We start from the raw sequence: 17233 nt of genomic DNA on the forward strand, positions 1-17233 counted from the left end.
GCGGCTCGGTATTCCTGTGGATATTGCGGTCTTGCAGGCGGACCTGCAGTACGCGCAAGAGCACTGCGAAGTCTGGTCGACCTTGCGCTGCCTGGAGGCCTTCGCCGAGTTGGCCCTGGATAAAAGTGAAACAGATGAATGCATGGCTTATGCCGATCAGTTGCTGGCGCTGGCTACACGTGGAGAGTTGCGCGAAGTGATGGGTCAAGCGCATCGCCTGCGCGGTCTGGCATTCCTTGCTGCCCAAGCGTATAAATCTGCGCGCAAGGCGTTGACCCAGGCGCTGACGCTGGCAGAACAGATAGGACGAGTCCGACTCGCATGGGAGTGCCACCAAGCGCTTGCTCGGGTTGCCGCGGCCGTTGGCGATGGGCGTGGCCAAAATGAACAACTGGCACGCGCGCACGCGCTGGCCGATCAAATTATGGAGAATCTGCGCGGAATGGGGCTTACCTTGAATTTGAATGCAGATCAATGACAGACGACATCAGTTCAAAGTGAAGTGATCATCAACCCAACGCATGAGTGGGTCACGCTCTCCCTAAACGCAGCCGGTGGGTTTGGGTAAGCCGCCGTACTTGGTGATGGGCTTCATCGGGCCGGTCATCCAGAGTTTGAAGACGGCGTTTTGTTCCTCGTTCAAGTATTTGGCAAATTTACGAATTGGCGGCACGCTGCTGAATTCTTCGTAATACTCGCGGGCTTTCAGGATCTGGTTCCACTTGGCCTCGTCGAGTTCAAAGTCATCTGCGAGCGCCATGGCGCGACCTATTTCCTCGGTCCAGACGCTCATGTCGGTCAAGTAGCCATCGCCATCACGTTCCGGTAAATTCATGAACAGAAACTTTCTTGGTAGGTGTAGTGAAACTAAGTGCCAACAATGCTTGCATGGTGCGCGATTGTTTTTTCTATAAAACGTCGAAGGAAGCTCTCAGTCTGCATGCCGTGAAACCGGTCAACGCGCTGCCCGTGGCTGTAGGCGATGATGGTCGGAAAACCTTTGGCCTGGTGGCTGCCAGCGATACGCATGTTTTCGTCAGCGTCAACATTCGCCAGTACAAACTGGCCTGCATAGTCAATGGCGAGACGCTCGAGCAACGGGCTCAGTACCCGGCAGGGGCTGCACCAGTCCGCGCCAATATCCATCAGCACGGGTACCAAGTGCGAGCGGGCGACCACCAAGGTCTCAAACCCCGCTTCATCTACATCGTAGGAGAGCTTCATGGTTGCATGCCGGGGTTCAGGCGCGCCAGATCTGGTATTTCATGGTGGCCACGGCACCGCCCACGATGCCCGCCAGCGCAAGGAAGGAGCCCAGTGCTAGGGTAGAGACACCCGACAAACCTTGGCCAATCGTGCAACCCACTGCCGTGACGCCACCAAAGCCCATCAGTACCGCGCCGAATAACTGGGTACGCAGGTCATCCAACGAGGCGAACCCTTCCCAGCGAAACGTGCGTGTGCTGAGCGCGTAGGCGAATGAGCCCAGTACCACACCGATCACAGTGGCTATGCCGAAGGTCACCCGCAGGGATGCGTCAGTCCACAGCATCAGCAACTCCAGGCTGAAAGCGGTCGGCGCCACAAAGCTTAGAGACTCGATCGTGCGGGTGTTGGTGGCGAAATACACGGTTTCCAGCGTTTCCGGATTCTCGCCATGGCCGATGTTGCCGGTGAGGTACCAGGCTGCGACCACCAGCAAACCCAGAACCACGGCCCCCAATACGTGCGAAATATTTTTACGAAAGCGTTTGTCCATGAACGTGAACAACAAGAGGCCGAATCCGAGTACGCCTGTGGTGGCGAGCAGCGCAGTCTTTTCAGGTAGCCCACTCAATTTGGCCAGCACCGCTGGCAGGCTTTGGTTGGTCAGGCCCCAGCGGCCAAGGTCGAGCACGACCGGATCGAGGTAGTTCACTCGCCAGGCGCCAAATAAGCCCTTGAGCGTCATGTAGGACGAGATCGCCAAGAACACCAGCACCACCAGTGAGCGCACGCTGCCGCCACCCACGCGCACCAAATTCTTGTTGGTGCAGCCCGCAGCAATGGTCATGCCCACGCCAAACAAACCACCCCCTACCAGCAGTGACAACCAGGCCAGTGTCGGGCGCTGGTAAACCGACTTGCTCAGGTCAACCAGCCCGAAGTAATGCAGCAGGTTGGCGCCGATCATGGCCACGGCAATGGTCAGCAGCCACATGCGCATGCGGCCCCAGGAGTCCATGTTGACTACATCAGAAATGGCACCCATGGTGCAGAAGTTGGTCTTGTTGGCGACCGCACCAAAGACAAAGGCCAGCCCAAAGCCGCCCCAAATAACTATCGTGGCCGGGTTGATGGCGTCTGTCATTTTTACTTTCCCTGCGCCGTGCCGCCAGCCACGCGTGTGAGCGTGTTCCGGATGGCCTCTGGCGTGTTGATGATTCCCATGAACTGGCCCATGCCCAAAGCCGGCCAGGCTAGCGCAATGCGGTAGCGTGCATACAAGGCATAGACCTTGTTGCCCACAATAAATATTTCGTAAGGCATGCCCGCCATGTGGTCGGCGCCAATTTTATTGACCCAAGCGTGCTCGCCGTCAGCCGAGTCGTTCATTGCAACGCCAAAAACGGCTTGTTTGCTTTCCGGCAGGATCACTTCATAAACTTTTTGTGTCTTACCAACCCCGTTGGTCAGGTTGTCTTGCACGGCCTTGACGGCGTCTTCAAAACTGGCGTGGGAACTGAGCTCGCTGTTGGGCGAATCAAACCGCTCCATGCCAAACATATAGCGGTAGTTGGCGAGGTCTGCCTCAGGAACGTCACCGCCAAAACCGGCGCCTTCGCCCAGTGCTTTGGTCAGTCGCGTTTGTACGGATTTGACAGATGGCTGGGCAGATTTGAACTGACCGCGTAGGTAGGCGCGGTACCAGTAGTCCGGATTCATGTAGGAGACGGTGCCGTCACTGAGCACCCCCACGCGAATTCCAGCAGCAACCACCGCAGAGCCACCCAGACCGCGTACAGCTTCGAGCACGGCGGGATCGGTGGCCACCAGGCTGGCGTGGCCAGCGATGCCTTTGGGCGTGTGTTTGCCAACGATCGTGAAGCCCTCAGCCTGCAGTTTTTTCTGAACCAGCGCCAATTGCACGGCCAGGTCAGCGGGGGGGATGGGGGTCGCCATCAGGTAGGGAGTGAGGGCAAGCGCCACCTGCGCCCCGCACAGCAGGACGCACCAAAGGAGTAGTTTTTTCATCGCGTTTTAGATGAAAAGGCAGACGTCAGACTCGCCTGCAAATTTCATGAACGTGGCGGCGCCGCCGTACTCCACGTCCTTGATGAACTCACTGGTTTCAAACTCGAAGAGGTCGACTGTCATCTGGCAGGCGACAAACTTGACTTCGGCTTCCAGGCAGATGTCGCGCAACTCTTGCAGAGACGCCACGCCTTTGGACTTCATCTTGTTTTTCATCATCATGGTGGCCATGGACTCCATGCCGGGCAACATCTGCACCATCACGGGCATGGGAATTGGCATCGGCATGGCCGGGTTGGCCAGTGGGCTGATCTTGATGCCGTCCAGGTTCTTGCGCAGCAATTGCAGTCCATAGAAGGTAAAGAAAATCTGCACGTCCCAGCCCAGTGCAGCTGCAGTCGAAGCCAGGATGAACGGCGGGTACGCCATGTCCAGCGTGCCCTTGGTGGCGATCAGCGCCATTTTTTTAGTTGCCATGCGAGTGCTCCGGGTGGGGGTGAGAGGGCTTAGGCCTTCTTGAGATAAAACACGAATTTGCTGTTTTCGCTACCTTGTTCCAGCAGGTCATTGCCGGTTTGCTCGGCGAAGGCCGCCATGTCGCAAACCGAGCCGGGGTCGGTAGAGATCACGCGCAGCACCTGACCGGAGGCCATGTCTTGCAATGCTTTTTTCGTTTTCACGATAGGCAGGGGGCAGGCCAGGCCTGATGCGTCGAATTCTTTGTTGAAATCCATGTCTTATCTCCGTTGGTTGACAGCGTGCAGGCAAGTTACCCACAGTAGGCGTCAATTTTTGTGGAGGAGCCGCTTTGCGTCTATCACCGAGAAGGGTTATGTTGGGTAGCCCATATGGGTAATGGGGTTTTTTCAGGAAAGTCCGGATTGCATTGCTCAACTGTTTTGGGTAATCTTTCTGCATGCGAAATAAATTGATATTTCTTATGTTCATAGGAACCATGTCGGGGGCATGGAGTCAGGCGCCCTCCATTTTTCAGGAGGCTGACATTAAGCTGGGTGAGCGACTCCTTGCTGAAAACAATTGTGCGACATGCCATCAGAAAAACGTGGGTGGGGATGGCAGTGCCATTTACCGGCCGGCCGGTCGCATCAACTCGCCCAGTGCATTGGTGAGCATGGTTGAGACGTGCAATACACAACTTAACCTCACCCTTTTCCCGGACGAAGTGACCTCAATGGCGGCAGTTTTGAACCGCGATTACTACCGGTTCAAGTAGAACTTTGTGTCTTTTGGCGACCTGTTTCCAACTTGGTGAAAACACCTAGATCAATAATTAGCAATGAGGTTATATTAGCGGGCAATGATATAAATCAAGAATTTTTCGAAATCGTCTAAGGAAATTGTGTGACGCAACAAGAATTTAGTTCCGGGCGAATTCTCAAAGCCCCTGAAAGTTTTTTAAACCGCGATGGCATCAAAACCGTATTCGCGGAAGCCAAAAATGGTCGCCGCGACTTCATTCGCAGTGCCTTTGCCGCTGCTGCTGCAGGGGTGGCGGTGCCTGCGGTCATGGCCCAGAGCAATCCCGTGCCGACCGAGGGCGGTGACACCAATATTCTGAATTTGCCCGAGCACAGCAAGGGTTTGGGGCAGGGCGTGGCGCCAGATGGCAGCTACGGCAAGCCTTCCAAGTACGAGTCGGATGTGCAGCGCCGCCAGAGTCCGGGTCTGACCCAGACCACGCAGGCTTCGGTGTCGTTTGCACCGCTGCAATCGCTGTTTGGCATCGTGACGCCGAGCGGATTGCACTTTGAGCGCCACCATCAGGGGTGGTGGGATATTGATCCGTCCAAGCACCGTTTCATGATCAACGGCATGGTCAAGTCGCCCAAGGTATTCACTTTGGACGAGATCATGCGTTTGCCTTCGGTCTCTCGCTTTCACTTTATTGAGTGCGGCGCCAATACGGCAGTGGAGTGGGGCAATGTGGCTGTGCCTACCGCCCAGTACACCCACGGCATGGTGTCGTGCAGTGAGTTCACCGGTGTGCCACTTATCACGTTGCTGGAGTTGGCCGGGGCAGACCTCAAGAACGGCAAGTTTGTGCTGGCCGAAGGGGCTGATGGCTCCTCCATGACCCGCACCATTCCCATGAGCCTGATCAAGTCCGGCGAAGTGTTTGTGGCCTACGGGCAAAACGGTGAAATGCTTCGCCCCGAACAGGGCTACCCGCTGCGTTTGATCGTGCCGGGCGTGCAAGGGGTGAGTTGGGTCAAGTACCTGCGCCGCATTGAAGTGGGCGACATGCCATATGCCACCAAGGACGAGGCAGTGCATTACATCGATTTGCAACCGGATGGCCTGGAGCGCCAGTACACCAGCATTCAGGAATGCAAGAGCGTGGTCACCACGCCGTCGGGCGGGCAAGTCTTGCTGGACAAAGGTTTCTACAACATCACGGGCCTGGCCTGGTCGGGCCGTGGCAAGGTCAAAAAAGTAGATGTATCGGTGGATGGTGGTCGCAATTGGCGCACCGCGCGGTTGGAGACACCGGTGCTCAGCAAAGCCTTGACACGCTTCAACTTGGACTGGGTGTGGGACGGAAAACCCGCCATCATTCAGAGCCGCGCCATGGACGAAACTGGATTTGTGCAACCTAATTACAAGCAACTGCGTGCTGTGCGCGGCACGCGTTCTATCTATCACAACAACGCCATTCAGTCATGGTTGGTCCAGGAAAATGGCGAGGTGAAAAATGTCCAGGTTTCGTAAAACAATCGTCGCCTGTGCGCTGTTCGCCTTGGCTGGCGTGGTGGGTGCACAGGTCGACACCAAGTACCCGGGCGTAGGACGGGCCGCTACTCCCAAAGAAGTAGCTGCATGGGATATTGATGTTCGTCCTGACTTTAAAGGCTTGCCTGCTGGTTCGGGTACGGTCGCCAAAGGCCAGGATGTGTGGGAAGCCAAGTGCGCGCTGTGCCACGGAATATTTGGTGAATCCGGTGAAGTTTTCAGCCCACTGGTGGGCGGCGTCACGCAGGAAGACATCAAAACCGGGCGTGTTGCCAATTTGCGCAATTCCAACTACCCCGGACGTACCACCTTCATGAAGGTGCCAACGCTGTCAACGATTTGGGATTACATCAACCGTGCGATGCCCTGGACCTCGCCCAAGTCGCTGACGACTGAGGAGGTTTACTCCGTGGTGGCGTTTCTGCTGAATCTGAATGGCATTGTGGCGGACGACTTCACGTTGTCGGACAAGAATATTCGTGACGTGCAGGCACGTATGCCCAACCGAAATGGCATGACGACGAAACACAGCATGTGGCCTGGCGACGAGTTTGGCGGCACGAAAAAAGCAGACACCAGCAACGTGGCCTGCATGAAGGACTGCGCAGCCGAACCCAAACTGGCGTCCTTTTTGCCTGACTTTGCCCGCAATGCGCATGGCAATCTCGCCGAACAAAACCGGGGTGTGGGAGCGCAGCATGGCGCTGACACCACCCGTCCCGAAGCGAAGTTGGGCGCCCCGTTGACTGTTGCCCCCGCCGCGGCTCCTAAGGCCGATGCGCCAACCGCTGCTGGCAAAGCGGCACTGGCCTTGCTGAATAAAAATGGTTGCACGGTCTGCCACGGCATCGATAAAAAAATAGTCGGACCCGCCTACACCGACGTGGCCAAGAAGTACGTTGGACAAGCGGACTATTTGGTAGGAAAGATCAAGTTGGGTGGTTCCGGCATCTGGGGCCCCATCCCGATGCCGCCCCAAACCTTGAGCGAGGCGGAGGCCAAGACTATTGCGGCCTGGCTGGCCTCAGGAGCTGGGAAATAGGGGGCGAAAACAAGCCCATCAGTTTACTTTTGACAGTACAGATTTAACTTAGGAGATTCATATGCAAACTCGTCGCAAGACACTCAAACACAGCGCTGTGGTGGCTGGCCTGCTGGCCACTACGGGCTTGTTCCCCCAGTACGCACTGGCTTTTAACAAAACAGCGTTTGAAGCTAAAAACGTCGCTGATGTGCTCAAGGCACTCGGTGCCGGCGCACCTGTGGCGAGCAAGGATGTCGTCATTGGCGGTCCGGACATCGCTGAAAACGGCGCTGTTGTGCCCTTGACCGCCAGCACCAGCTTGGCTGGCGTGAAGCAGATGCTGATTTTGGTGGAGAAAAATCCATCTGCGCTGATCGCCGTGTTCAACGTGACCGATAGCGTGGAAGCCAACTTTGCAACGCGCGCCAAGATGGGGCAATCGTCTGACGTGTATGCCGTGGCCATCATGGCGGACGGCAAGGCCTTGTTTGCTAAAAAAGAAGTCAAGGTCACCCTCGGTGGCTGCGGCGGTTAAGCGCCCTTCTTTCTACTTTTAAATATTGATTTCAGGAGATAAAAATGGCAGATCCAATGCGCATTCGTGCCCAGGTAGCGGGCGACAAGGCCACCGTTCGTGTTTTGATGAGTCACGAGATGGAGTCCGGGCAACGCAAGGATTCAGCGGGCAAGCTGATTCCAGCCTGGCACATCACTGATGTGACGGCCACACACAACGGCAAGCCGGTCTTGACGGCCGAGTGGGGCCCCGCGGTCTCCAAGAACCCATTTCTTCAGTTTGTGGTCAAGGGTGCCAAGGCTGGCGACAAGATTGGCGTGACCTGGAAAGACAACAAGGGCGAGACCCGGTCTGACGAAGCTACTGCTTCCTGAGTCAGGCGTTGTTTAAAAAGGGTGCGGCCTAGGGGCCTCACCCTTTTTTTCTCGGAACTTTTTTCACCACCTCATGAGGTCACTATGAAGATGACAAAAACTCTATTGCTGCTGGGCCTGAGTTGCATGGTCGCATCGGCTGCGTACGCTCAAAAAACTGCTGTTGAGAGCATTGAAGAATACCGCGCCATGCTAGCGGACGGCAACCCGGCGGAGTTGTTTGAGGCCAAAGGCGAAGACCTGTGGAAGCAACAGCGCGGACCTAAAAAAGCCACGCTTGAGCAGTGCGATCTGGGCAAAGGGCCGGGCGTGATCAAGGGCGCTTTCGTTGAGTTGCCGCGCTACTTTGCCGACACGAAAAAAGTTCAGGATCTGGAATCACGTTTGCTGACGTGCATGGACACCTTGCAGGGGTTCAATCCGATTGAGATTGCCAAAACCCCCTTTGGCAAAGGCGAGCAGGTCAATATGACGGCGATTGCGACCTGGATTTCAGCCGAGTCCAAGGGCATGAAATTCAAGCTCTCGCAAGCGCATTCGCAAGAAAAAGTTTTCTACGAAGTGGGCAAACGCCTGTTTTTCCAGCGCGCGGGTCCGCATGATTTCTCTTGTTCTACCTGTCATGGGCAAGACAAAATGCGCATCCGTTTGCAAGACCTGCCCAACCTGACCAAAAACCCGGGAGATGGTATCGGCTTTGCCGCCTGGCCCGCGTACCGCGTGTCCAACGGTCAGATGTGGGGCATGCAGCAGCGCCTCAACGACTGCTACCGGCAACAGCGTTTTCCGTACCCCGGTTTTGCCAGTGATGCCACGGTGGCGTTGAGCGTGTACCTGGGTGTTAATAGCCAGGGATCAGCCTCCATTGCCCCCGCCCTCAAGCGCTGAAACAGCAGGAGAACTTGCATGAAAAAACAATCCAAACTCACCTTGTCTGCGCTGTTGGCGGCGGCAGTCGTTGCCGGTTGCGCCACAGCGGCAGGTCCGATCGACTTGGACCAACTGACGGCAGCCATCGTCAAAGCATCGTTCCGCGATGAAGGTATCGTCAAAGCGTCTGTGCTCGAGACGGACGAAACCAACCGCGCCTGCAGTGCGGCCGATGTCGCGGGAACGCCGCTCGACGAGGCTACTGCCAACCGGTTGCAGGAGGTTAATCTCAAGTCGATCAAATGGCCGTCTGATGGCAAGTTCATCGGTGACTGGAAAGAGGGCGAAAAGCTCGCGCAAAGCGGCCGAGGCCTGACCTACAGCGACACCGCTCAGACACCCAATGGTGGCAATTGCTACAACTGCCACCAGATCGATAAAAAAGAGATTTCGTTTGGCACCATCGGCCCGAGTCTCTACAACTACGGCAAGCTGCGCGGTATCAGCGACGACCCCAAAAGCCCGGCCTCCATTGCCATCATCGAATACACCTGGGGCAAGATCTGGAACGCCAAGGCCTACAACGCCTGCTCCAACATGCCCCGCGCCGGGCATACGGGCATCATGACCGAAGCGCAGGTGCGCGACCTTGTGGGCTTGCTGGTTGATCCCAAGTCGCCGGTGAATGAATAAACACAGCCGTAAAAGAAAGAATAAATGAATTTAACTAAACGCGAATTTTTCCAGGTGCTGGGTGCTGGCACCATGGCGGGCATGGGCCTGGGTACCTACGCCGATGCGGATGCCGCTACGGCCGCCAACGGACTCTATGACATTCCCAAGTTTGGCAATGTGTCGTTTCTGCACATGACCGACTGCCATGCGCAGCTCAGGCCGATTCACTTCCGCGAACCCAGTATCAACATGGGTGTGGGGTCCATGAAAGGCAATCTGCCGCATCTGGTGGGTGAGCATTTGTTGCGGGTCTCCAAGGTGCGCCCCGGCACGGCTGAAGCCCATGCGTTGAGCTGTCTGGACTATGAAAAAGCCGCCAAGCGCTTCGGCAAAGTCGGTGGTTTTGCCCACCTCGCCACGCTGGTCAAACGCATGAAGGCCAGCCGTCCTGGCGCGTTGTTGCTCGACGGAGGTGACACCTGGCAAGGCTCCGGCACTTCGTTGTGGACCAACGGGCAAGACATGGTCGATGCCTGCAAACTGTTGGGCGTGGACGTGATGACCGGCCACTGGGAGTTCACCCTCGGCATGGAGCGCGTGAAGGAAATCATCGAGAAAGACTTTGCTGGCAAGGTCGATTTTGTTGCGCAAAACGTCAAGACCAATGACTTTGGTGACCCGGTGTTCAAGCCCTATGTGATCCGCGAAATCAACGGTGTACCGTGCGCCATCATCGGCCAGGCTTTCCCCTACACCCCGATTGCCAACCCGCGCTACATGGTGGCTGACTGGGCCTTTGGCATCCAGGACGAGAACATGCAGAAGATGGTGGACGAGGCCCGCGCCAAGGGCGCGCAGGTTGTCGTCGTCTTGAGCCACAACGGCATGGACGTGGACCTGAAAATGGCCAGTCGTGTCAGCGGTATTGATGCCATCATGGGCGGCCACACGCACGACGGCATGCCGGTGGCCAGCATCGTGAGCAACAAGGGTGGTAAAACCATCGTCACCAACGCGGGCTCCAACAGCAAGTTTTTGGCCGTCATCGACTTTGACGTGAAAGACAAACGCGTGGCGGACTTCCGCTACAAACTGCTGCCAGTGTTTGCCAATATGTTGCCTGCCGACCCCGAGATGGACGCGCTCATCACCAAGATTCGCGCCCCTTACGAGACCAAACTGGCCGAACAATTGGGAATCACTGAAGGCACGCTGTACCGCCGTGGCAACTTCAACGGCACGGGTGACCAACTGCTGGTGGACGCGCTGATGGAAGTGCAGGGCGCCGACATCGCCTTCTCGCCCGGTTTTCGTTGGGGCACCACGCTGCTGCCGGGTCAGGCCATCACGCGTGAATGGCTGATGGACATGACGGCCACCACCTACTCCTTTGCGACCGTCAGCGAGTTGAGTGGCGACACCATCAAGACGATTCTGGAAGATGTGTGCGACAACCTCTTCAACCCCGACCCTTACTACCAGCAGGGTGGCGACATGGTGCGTGTCGGTGGCTTGCAATACAGCTGCAACCCGTTGGGCAGCATGGGCAGCCGCATTGGCGACATGCGCCTGAACGGCAAGCTGATCGAAGCCGGCAAAAAATACAAGGTCGCCGGCTGGGCGCCCGTGGCCGAAGAAGCCCGGACGGCGGGCAATCCGATGGTGTGGGATGTGGTGGAAACCTGGCTCAAGTCCCGTGGCGGCAAGGTTTCAGCCCGTAAACTCAACGCGCCCAAGATCACCGGCGGCTTGCCCAACCCAGGCTACCTGGCTTGAGGTGGTTCCGCTGACAAAATCGTAGTCAACGAGTGTTGTCAGCGGTCCGCCAATCTCGGCAGCAGCGTAAGACACCCAGCTTGCGCTGGTAATGCGCAAACGCAGTGGCGCGTCGAAAGCAAAGCTGTCCAAGCGGACCTGAACCTCTGAGGTCGGCCAGGCATCGGCGTACAGCCCCACGGTGACGTGCGGTGTGTAGCTACCGTTGGCGGCGTCGGCATCCCCCAGCGCGAGACAGTTTCGCAGCCTGGCGATATGACCTCCCTCGTCATTCACGGTGAGGTAGGGTGCCGAGGTGAAGCTGGCTAAATCTCCGATGTCGATTTCAAAAGGCTGGGGTCGCGCACGTTGTAAAGCGGCTATTTGAGTGCGCAAGGAGTCCATGCCGAAGTCATCAGGTGCCTGGGGCACGTCGCATGGAAACCCGCAAAGACTCAGCGTGATGTGGGACTGGCGTATGTAGTCGTCCAGCAGCAGCTTGCCAAGATGATGTTGCGCCGCATTGATGCGCGACTTAACCGACACGCAATCGACGTTGAGCGCCCACAGCGCATAACTGGGCCGCCCCCGATGCCATTCGGGAAAGTCACGTCGGACGTTGCGAAGGGTGAATTCGCTGGCTGTAAAAGATGTGTTCATCGCTGGCAATGATGGCCTAGTCTTGCGGTTTGATCACCGGGCCCACGACACCTTCCAGATTGGAGTTCAGGGCTTTTTCATATTCCGAGACATAGAATTTCACGGCTTGTTCCCGATCGTCTTCCTGCCCATTGTTGGTTAAAAAATTAAAGGCGTTGTAGCGGCCGGCAGCGAACAGAATGGCCGCGCTGACTTCGCCGTCGTTGCCGCCCTCGGCCAAGCGGTTGGCAAGATGGATGAACTCGTCGACGAGCTTGAGGAATTCTGGTGGGTAGGCCATGGATGTCTTTCGTTAATGCTTCATTGTTGCTATTTTTTAAATAGCGTATTACGCAGGTAGCACGGGGGCTAGAGGCTGATTTGTCTTAAATTTTGGTGAATCAGCGAAGCTCTTCATTGGAATACTTCTTCTCGTTCACTTGCGGTGTGATCAGCGCGTAACCCTGGTTTTGCCAGTGCATCAACTCGGTCAGCGCTGAGGGTGTGACTTCGACAAAGTCGTGCAGGTCTTCGGCGTTGTACTGAAAGTCTTTCAGCGCCAGGCCGCAGACCTTGAACTTCACACCCATGCCGGCGTAGTAGCGCATGCGCTGCACCACTTCCTCGTAGCGCTCCTCGTTTTTACGCGCCAGTGTGACGATCTCGGTGCCGTGCATCAGGACCACGATGTTCATGTCTTCGGGGAACATGCTGTAAGGCGCCTCGGTGAGCGGGTTGACCAGGCCGCGCAACCAGTAAAGCGCTGACGATAATTTTTGGGGATCGTTCAGGTAGATGTCGATCAGCACCTTGGGATTTTGATAGGGCGTTTGAACGACCTTGGCCTGGGCAAAGGCGGGCGTGGCTGAAAAGCCGCCTGCCAGCAACAGCGCCGCGCACAGGCCGCGCAGGAGTGAACAGGTGTAGGTGCAGCGCATAGGAGGTCTCCTTAATTATTAATGTCGGCCCCTACGATAGCCCAATATCAAGAGGAAGAGAAGCTTCGGAGTTTCAAAGTATTCACGCCGTTATGGCGAAAAAAAACCCGCAGATAGCGGGTGGTGTTTCAGCGGCGCAGACTTTGACGGATCTGGTCCCGCCACCGGGGATCGAACCCAGATTTCACGCTTAGGAGGCATGCGCACTATCCATTGTGCTATGGCGAGACTGGAGTGCATTGTAAGGGGCTCCACCGGCGGAATCAGTCGTAGCGCAGGGTAAAAATCAGGTCGACCGCGCTTTGTTCACCGGTCTGGGCGCGCAGGGTAAAGCGGCGTGTCAGATCGTAGAAGATATAAAAAGTGCCCAGCGTGCCGGCCAGACTGCGCTCGTAGGCGACATAAAAATCGCGGGTGACGCGTTTACCCAGCGTTACCGTGGCGCTGGTGGCGGTGCTGCCGTCGGCGTTGCTGGTGGCGCCGCGCATTGACAACTCATCCAGCCCGAGGGCTTCGGTGAGGCTGCTCGACAAGCTCTTGCCATTGCCGCCCAACAAGGCCAGCGCCGCTTGTTGGAGCACCGCGGCCTCCGCTCCGCCATTGGCAGCAGAACGGCCCAGCACCATCCAGGCCAGCTTTTCGGCGTCTGGCAAATCGGGGTCGGCGTAAAGCCGCACCACCGGCGACAAGGCGGTTCCGCTGATCTGCACGCCCACGCGTTGTTGAAGGTTGGGTCTGATGGCAAGGATATCGAGCGCGGGGTTGTCATAGCGCCCCGCAAAGTGCAGCAGGCCTTGTTCGATGTCGAGTTGCTGCCCATACGCTTTGTAGGTGCCGCGCACCGTGCGCAGGTCGCCGATGAGGCTCGGTTGTCCATTGCTTTGTGGGTTGCTGGTTAATGCCAGACTGCCCGCCAGACGGGTTGCCAGACCCCGACCCCGAACTTGAAAATCGGGCCCGAGGTCAAGCGCGATGGCCGCATCGGGCGTGATCCGCAGCAGGGCCGTGCCAGGTTTTGGCGGCACCGCCATTCGGGTTTTATCCGAAGCGCTGGTGCGCACCACCACGTCGTCACCCAACTGTGGCGTGGTGTTTTCGGGCAAAGTAAACAAGGCTTGATCGGCCTTGATTTTTCCGCGGATCATCAACCGCGCCTCGTTCAGTTGGGCCGATAAATTACCCGACACCACCAGTCGTCGGTCGGCACGGGTGCTCACGCGCAGGGTCTGGGCGGTAGCATCCAGTGTCATCTGCAAACGTGAACCCAGGGTGGTGTTGATGGCGCTGGTGGGTAGCCACAGCACCGAACCGGTTGCCGACAGGGTGCCGCCGCTGTTGCCCCCGGCGCCTTGCAGGGTGAGTTCGTCGATCTTGAGTTGCTGCCCGTCCAGGCTGGCGCGCAGTGTGCCGTTGCTGAAATCGAGACCATCCACCACCGAGCGCACGGCCATGTCTCTGGCCTGCAGTGAGCCACGCCAGTGCGGTGCGCCCAGCGTGCCTGACAAGGAGGCATCGGCGTCCAGCGTCCCGCGCAACCGCCAGCCAGGGGGCGCCAGCACCGACCAGGCGCCGACCGGGGGTAACTTGGCGCGCACCGTGCCAGCCACGGGAGCATTGACGGGCCAGCCCCAGCGGCCGCCCTGGCGTTGCAGGCGGGTACTGAAATCAGCCTGGGCCTGGCCGGCCCGTTCGCTGTCCCAGCGCAGACTCGCCGTCACTTGGTCGCCTTCGGAGGTGATCTGCAAACGGGCTTCGCGCACACCGGCGCTCAATGGGCCGGCTTGGGCGGTGGCCTCGGTGGTTTGCAGTTGCAGGTCGCCTCGGGTGCGCTCCAGTGTGGCACGCACCTGCAGCGCTTCACCGCCCGAGACATCCCACTGCCCGCCAAAAACCAGGTCGCCGCGCAGCCCCAGGTTAGCCACTTGTGTTTGACCCAACAACTCCAGCCAGGCCAGGGGCAAACCGGTCAGCGTGCCTTGGGTGCGCCAGTCGGTGCGGGTGGACGAGGGCCCTGTTTTTTGTTGTGACCAGCGTGCCGGTTGCCAACTCAAAGCGGCCACACCGGGTATGGGGCCGCTCAGTTGGGCATTGCCGGTGGCGACGTCCAGCGTTTGTTGGGTGCCATTTTTTTTCCAGTCTAAGGCCAGTCGCTCGGCCAATTTCAGGGTCCAGTTACCGGGTCGCAGTTTGTCTTGCGCAGTGAGTTGTGCGCTGTCCACACTGGCCTGCCAGGTGGTTTCGTTAACCCGCCCGCCATGCGCCTGCGTTTGCAGGGCGAAGTGTCGGGTGGCGTTGTCGGCTTGGCCCTTGAGGGAGAAGCTCATCGCGGGCAGGGTGCCTGCCAAGTCTGCCTGCACCTCGCGCAAGTGCCAGGCCAGCGCATCCGGCTGGCCGGCACCGATGACGTCGAGTTGGGGCGCACGCAGGCTGGCCTGAATTTGCAAGGCTTGACCCTGGTGTTGCCAGCCGCCTTGCCAGTGAGCGGTGAGTTCGGCGCCGCCCTGGACCAAGGTTGTGTTCAAAGCGGCAGGTCCGCCCGGCCAACGCGCCAGCCAGCGCGAAGCGAGTGTGGCGTCGGTCACGCGCAGGCTCATATCGCCCTGGCCTTGGGTGCTGGCCATCGTGCCGTCCAACACGGCACTGGCGCCGGGCAGCGCGAGGGTCAGGTGACCGGAGGCGGCTTGGTTTTGGGCGTTAAACGCCAACTTGCCTTGCAGTTGGGCCTCATCGGTTTGAACACTCAGCTGACTCAAGGTCAACTGGGGCGCGAGCCACAAGCCTTGGGCCTGAACGGTTTTCAGGCGCAAACCGGCGAGGGTTTTGGCGCTAAGGGAATCCGCTTTGCTGACCGGTGTTGGCGTAGACGACGCTGGTTGCAGTTGGGCTTCAAACGCGACGCCCCCAGGGGTTTGCCGGGCCGTCAGTTGCCCGTTCAGCGTGGTGCGGTCCAGACGCGAGTCAATAAGGGCGGGGTTGATGGCGTTCACGGTGGCACGGCCCTGCCACTGGGGTGGGCTGCCAGCCCATTGGCCCTGGGCTTCAACGCGGCCACTGGCAGCGGTAGCCACCAGCGATTTAACCGCCCACTGACCAGACTGGTAAACGATGTCGGCCGTCAGGCGCTCCAAGGGCAGACGCTGTTGGTCCCACGGGCCGCTTTGGGTATTGGTGAGTTGGACGCCGGCCTGCCAGCCGGGGTTTTTGGGCGTGACATGGGCTTGACCACTGAGCCCCGTTTGCGGCGCCTGCGGCCACAGCGCGGCCAGGTCCAGTGATTGCCATTGGGCGTCGGCGCTGACGATGGGCTGCGCTTGCCAGGGTTGCAGACGCGCGGTCAGACTGGCTTGCAGGGCTGCTGGCAATGGCCGGGCCGTTTTTTGGGGCGTGCTTGGCTTGGCGGCCTCGGGCACCAGTTCGGCTTGCAGGTCCAGCGCGGCCTCACGACCGGCCAGCGTGCCTTGTACGCTGGCGAGGGCTTTCACGGTGAGGGCTTGCTGGCTGGCGGGGAGTTGGGTTTGCACGTCGCCCTGCAGTTTCAGGTCCAGGGCCATTGGGGCCAGCGCTTGCAAGCGCGCCTTCACCTGGTAAGTTCCTGAAGAAATACGGGCATAGCCCCCGTCTAATATGTGCTCATTGCTATCGAAAATATAGTGACCGGCGATTTCACTGATTTGCAAGGTCATGGTGCCCAGCCACTCCACTGTGCTCACTTTGAAAGCGGCGTCGACCTTGAAGGGCAGGCGCAGGTCGGTCGGTGGCGTGGGTGCAGAGGCAGGGCTGCGGTCTTCAATGCGCAGGTGTTTGACGGTCAACTGGCTCAGCCTGAGCTCGCGCTCCAGTAGTGGGCGCAGCGACCAGGCCAGATTGACCTCGGTGGCTTCCACGCTGAGTTCGCCCTTTTGCCAACGAATCCATCCAATGTGCCCGCCGTTTTGCAGCGAGCCCTGAACTTCTTTCACCTCCAGTGTCTGGCCCGCAGGCAGCCAGCGTGTGGCCTGGTTCAGTGCCGTGGCCAACGAACTGTCGTGACCGCTCCAGCCCCACAGCCCTGCCACCAGGGTCAGCCCGGCCCCCAGCAAGGCAGCCAAGCTCCATAGGGCGATGCGCAGGGCTTTCATCAAAAGCTGAAACCTACGTTCAAATGCAACCTGAAGCGCTCGACGGCGACGCCATAAGCCACGTCAATCTGCAAGGGACCCACCGGGCTTTTCCAGCGCGCCCCGACGCCCACGCCAACTTTGGCGTGCAACTCGGCGGGTTTGTCGGCCACCGCGCCGGCGTCGATAAATGCGGTGCCTTCCCAGTCGGTCAGGCGGCCATTGCGGGTGATGGGGCGCTGCCACTCCACGCTGCCGATACTTAAATAACGCCCGGCGGTGATTTGGCCGTCGGCCAGCGGCACCCCGATTTCGTGCAGGCCGTAACCGCGCACCGTGTTGTCGCCACCGGTCAAAAA

20 protein-coding genes and 1 tRNA gene are annotated in these 17233 nt (G+C 58.5%); 9 read left to right on the forward strand and 12 right to left on the reverse strand.

Annotated elements, in window-relative coordinates; translation table 11 throughout:
• The coding region (locus WCG50_RS11585; protein WP_336899758.1) for a hypothetical protein at positions 1-478 on the forward strand (478 nt) is incomplete at its 5' end.
• Positions 479-541: 63 nt separating this feature from the next.
• Here WCG50_RS11585 and WCG50_RS11590 read toward each other — a convergent pair.
• From WCG50_RS11590 to WCG50_RS11615, 6 genes are read right to left on the reverse strand one after another with little or no spacing between them, the layout of a single operon-like run.
• Positions 542-835, reverse strand: a complete 294-nt coding sequence (locus WCG50_RS11590; protein ID WP_336899759.1) for a TusE/DsrC/DsvC family sulfur relay protein — start codon at positions 833-835, stop codon at positions 542-544.
• A 32-nt stretch (positions 836-867) separates the two neighbouring features.
• Positions 868-1224, reverse strand: coding sequence for a thioredoxin domain-containing protein (locus WCG50_RS11595; protein ID WP_336899760.1), 357 nt, complete (start codon positions 1222-1224; stop codon positions 868-870).
• A 16-nt stretch (positions 1225-1240) separates the two neighbouring features.
• Positions 1241-2350, reverse strand: a complete 1110-nt coding sequence (locus tag WCG50_RS11600; protein WP_336899761.1) for a YeeE/YedE family protein — start codon at positions 2348-2350, stop codon at positions 1241-1243.
• Positions 2351-2352: 2 nt separating this feature from the next.
• Positions 2353-3234, reverse strand: a complete 882-nt coding sequence (locus WCG50_RS11605; protein ID WP_336899762.1) for a hypothetical protein — start codon at positions 3232-3234, stop codon at positions 2353-2355.
• Between the two features lie 6 nt (positions 3235-3240).
• Positions 3241-3711, reverse strand: coding sequence for a DsrE/DsrF/DrsH-like family protein (locus WCG50_RS11610; RefSeq protein ID WP_336899763.1), 471 nt, complete (start codon positions 3709-3711; stop codon positions 3241-3243).
• Between the two features lie 29 nt (positions 3712-3740).
• Positions 3741-3968 carry a sulfurtransferase TusA family protein gene (locus tag WCG50_RS11615; protein ID WP_336899764.1) on the reverse strand — a complete coding sequence of 76 codons (228 nt, stop codon included), beginning with the start codon at positions 3966-3968 and terminating at the stop codon, positions 3741-3743.
• A 206-nt stretch (positions 3969-4174) separates the two neighbouring features.
• Between WCG50_RS11615 and WCG50_RS11620 the strand changes: the two genes are divergently transcribed.
• The 8 genes from WCG50_RS11620 (at position 4175) to soxB (ending at position 11221) form a co-directional block, all read left to right on the forward strand.
• Positions 4175-4468, forward strand: coding sequence for a c-type cytochrome (locus WCG50_RS11620; RefSeq protein ID WP_336899765.1), 294 nt, complete (start codon positions 4175-4177; stop codon positions 4466-4468).
• Between the two features lie 128 nt (positions 4469-4596).
• A complete protein-coding gene (soxC, locus tag WCG50_RS11625) occupies positions 4597-5964 on the forward strand; it encodes a sulfite dehydrogenase (RefSeq protein ID WP_336899766.1) in 1368 nt (455 codons plus the stop codon).
• Positions 5948-7027 (forward strand): c-type cytochrome, encoded by a 1080-nt coding sequence (locus WCG50_RS11630; RefSeq protein ID WP_336899767.1) that lies wholly within the window; start codon positions 5948-5950, stop codon positions 7025-7027. Before soxC ends, WCG50_RS11630 begins: the two co-directional genes overlap by 17 nt.
• Before the next feature lie 61 nt (positions 7028-7088).
• Positions 7089-7544, forward strand: a complete 456-nt coding sequence (gene soxY / locus WCG50_RS11635) for a thiosulfate oxidation carrier protein SoxY (protein WP_336899768.1) — start codon at positions 7089-7091, stop codon at positions 7542-7544.
• Between the two features lie 44 nt (positions 7545-7588).
• Complete coding sequence (gene soxZ / locus WCG50_RS11640; RefSeq protein WP_336899769.1) at positions 7589-7900, forward strand: thiosulfate oxidation carrier complex protein SoxZ; 312 nt, start codon at positions 7589-7591, stop codon at positions 7898-7900.
• Between the two features lie 90 nt (positions 7901-7990).
• On the forward strand, positions 7991-8788 hold the full coding sequence (gene soxA, locus WCG50_RS11645; protein WP_336899770.1) for a sulfur oxidation c-type cytochrome SoxA: 798 nt from the start codon (positions 7991-7993) through the stop codon (positions 8786-8788).
• A gap of 18 nt (positions 8789-8806) precedes the next feature.
• Positions 8807-9463 carry a sulfur oxidation c-type cytochrome SoxX gene (gene soxX, locus WCG50_RS11650; protein WP_336899771.1) on the forward strand — a complete coding sequence of 219 codons (657 nt, stop codon included), beginning with the start codon at positions 8807-8809 and terminating at the stop codon, positions 9461-9463.
• A 24-nt stretch (positions 9464-9487) separates the two neighbouring features.
• The gene (soxB, locus tag WCG50_RS11655; RefSeq protein ID WP_336899772.1) at positions 9488-11221 is read left to right on the forward strand and encodes a thiosulfohydrolase SoxB; all 1734 of its coding nucleotides are present in this window, start codon (positions 9488-9490) and stop codon (positions 11219-11221) included.
• Here the strand turns inward: soxB and WCG50_RS11660 are convergent.
• From WCG50_RS11660 to WCG50_RS11685, 6 genes are all read right to left on the reverse strand, one after another.
• Entirely contained in the window at positions 11156-11860 is a 705-nt protein-coding gene (locus WCG50_RS11660) for a 2'-5' RNA ligase family protein (RefSeq protein WP_336899773.1), read from the reverse strand. The genes soxB and WCG50_RS11660 overlap by 66 nt on opposite strands.
• A gap of 16 nt (positions 11861-11876) precedes the next feature.
• Positions 11877-12140, reverse strand: a complete 264-nt coding sequence (locus WCG50_RS11665) for a DUF3144 domain-containing protein (protein ID WP_336899774.1) — start codon at positions 12138-12140, stop codon at positions 11877-11879.
• A gap of 100 nt (positions 12141-12240) precedes the next feature.
• Complete coding sequence (locus WCG50_RS11670) at positions 12241-12777, reverse strand: DsrE family protein (protein ID WP_336899775.1); 537 nt, start codon at positions 12775-12777, stop codon at positions 12241-12243.
• Positions 12778-12930: 153 nt separating this feature from the next.
• A tRNA-Arg gene (locus WCG50_RS11675) sits at positions 12931-13005 on the reverse strand.
• A 35-nt stretch (positions 13006-13040) separates the two neighbouring features.
• Positions 13041-16895 carry a translocation/assembly module TamB domain-containing protein gene (locus WCG50_RS11680; RefSeq protein WP_336899776.1) on the reverse strand — a complete coding sequence of 1285 codons (3855 nt, stop codon included), beginning with the start codon at positions 16893-16895 and terminating at the stop codon, positions 13041-13043.
• Positions 16895-17233: BamA/TamA family outer membrane protein (locus WCG50_RS11685; protein WP_336899777.1), on the reverse strand; the 339-nt coding region annotated here is incomplete at its 5' end. The genes WCG50_RS11685 and WCG50_RS11680, both read right to left, overlap by 1 nt.

Source organism: Rhodoferax sp. (assembly GCF_037143375.1).
GTDB lineage: Bacteria > Pseudomonadota > Gammaproteobacteria > Burkholderiales > Burkholderiaceae_C > Rhodoferax.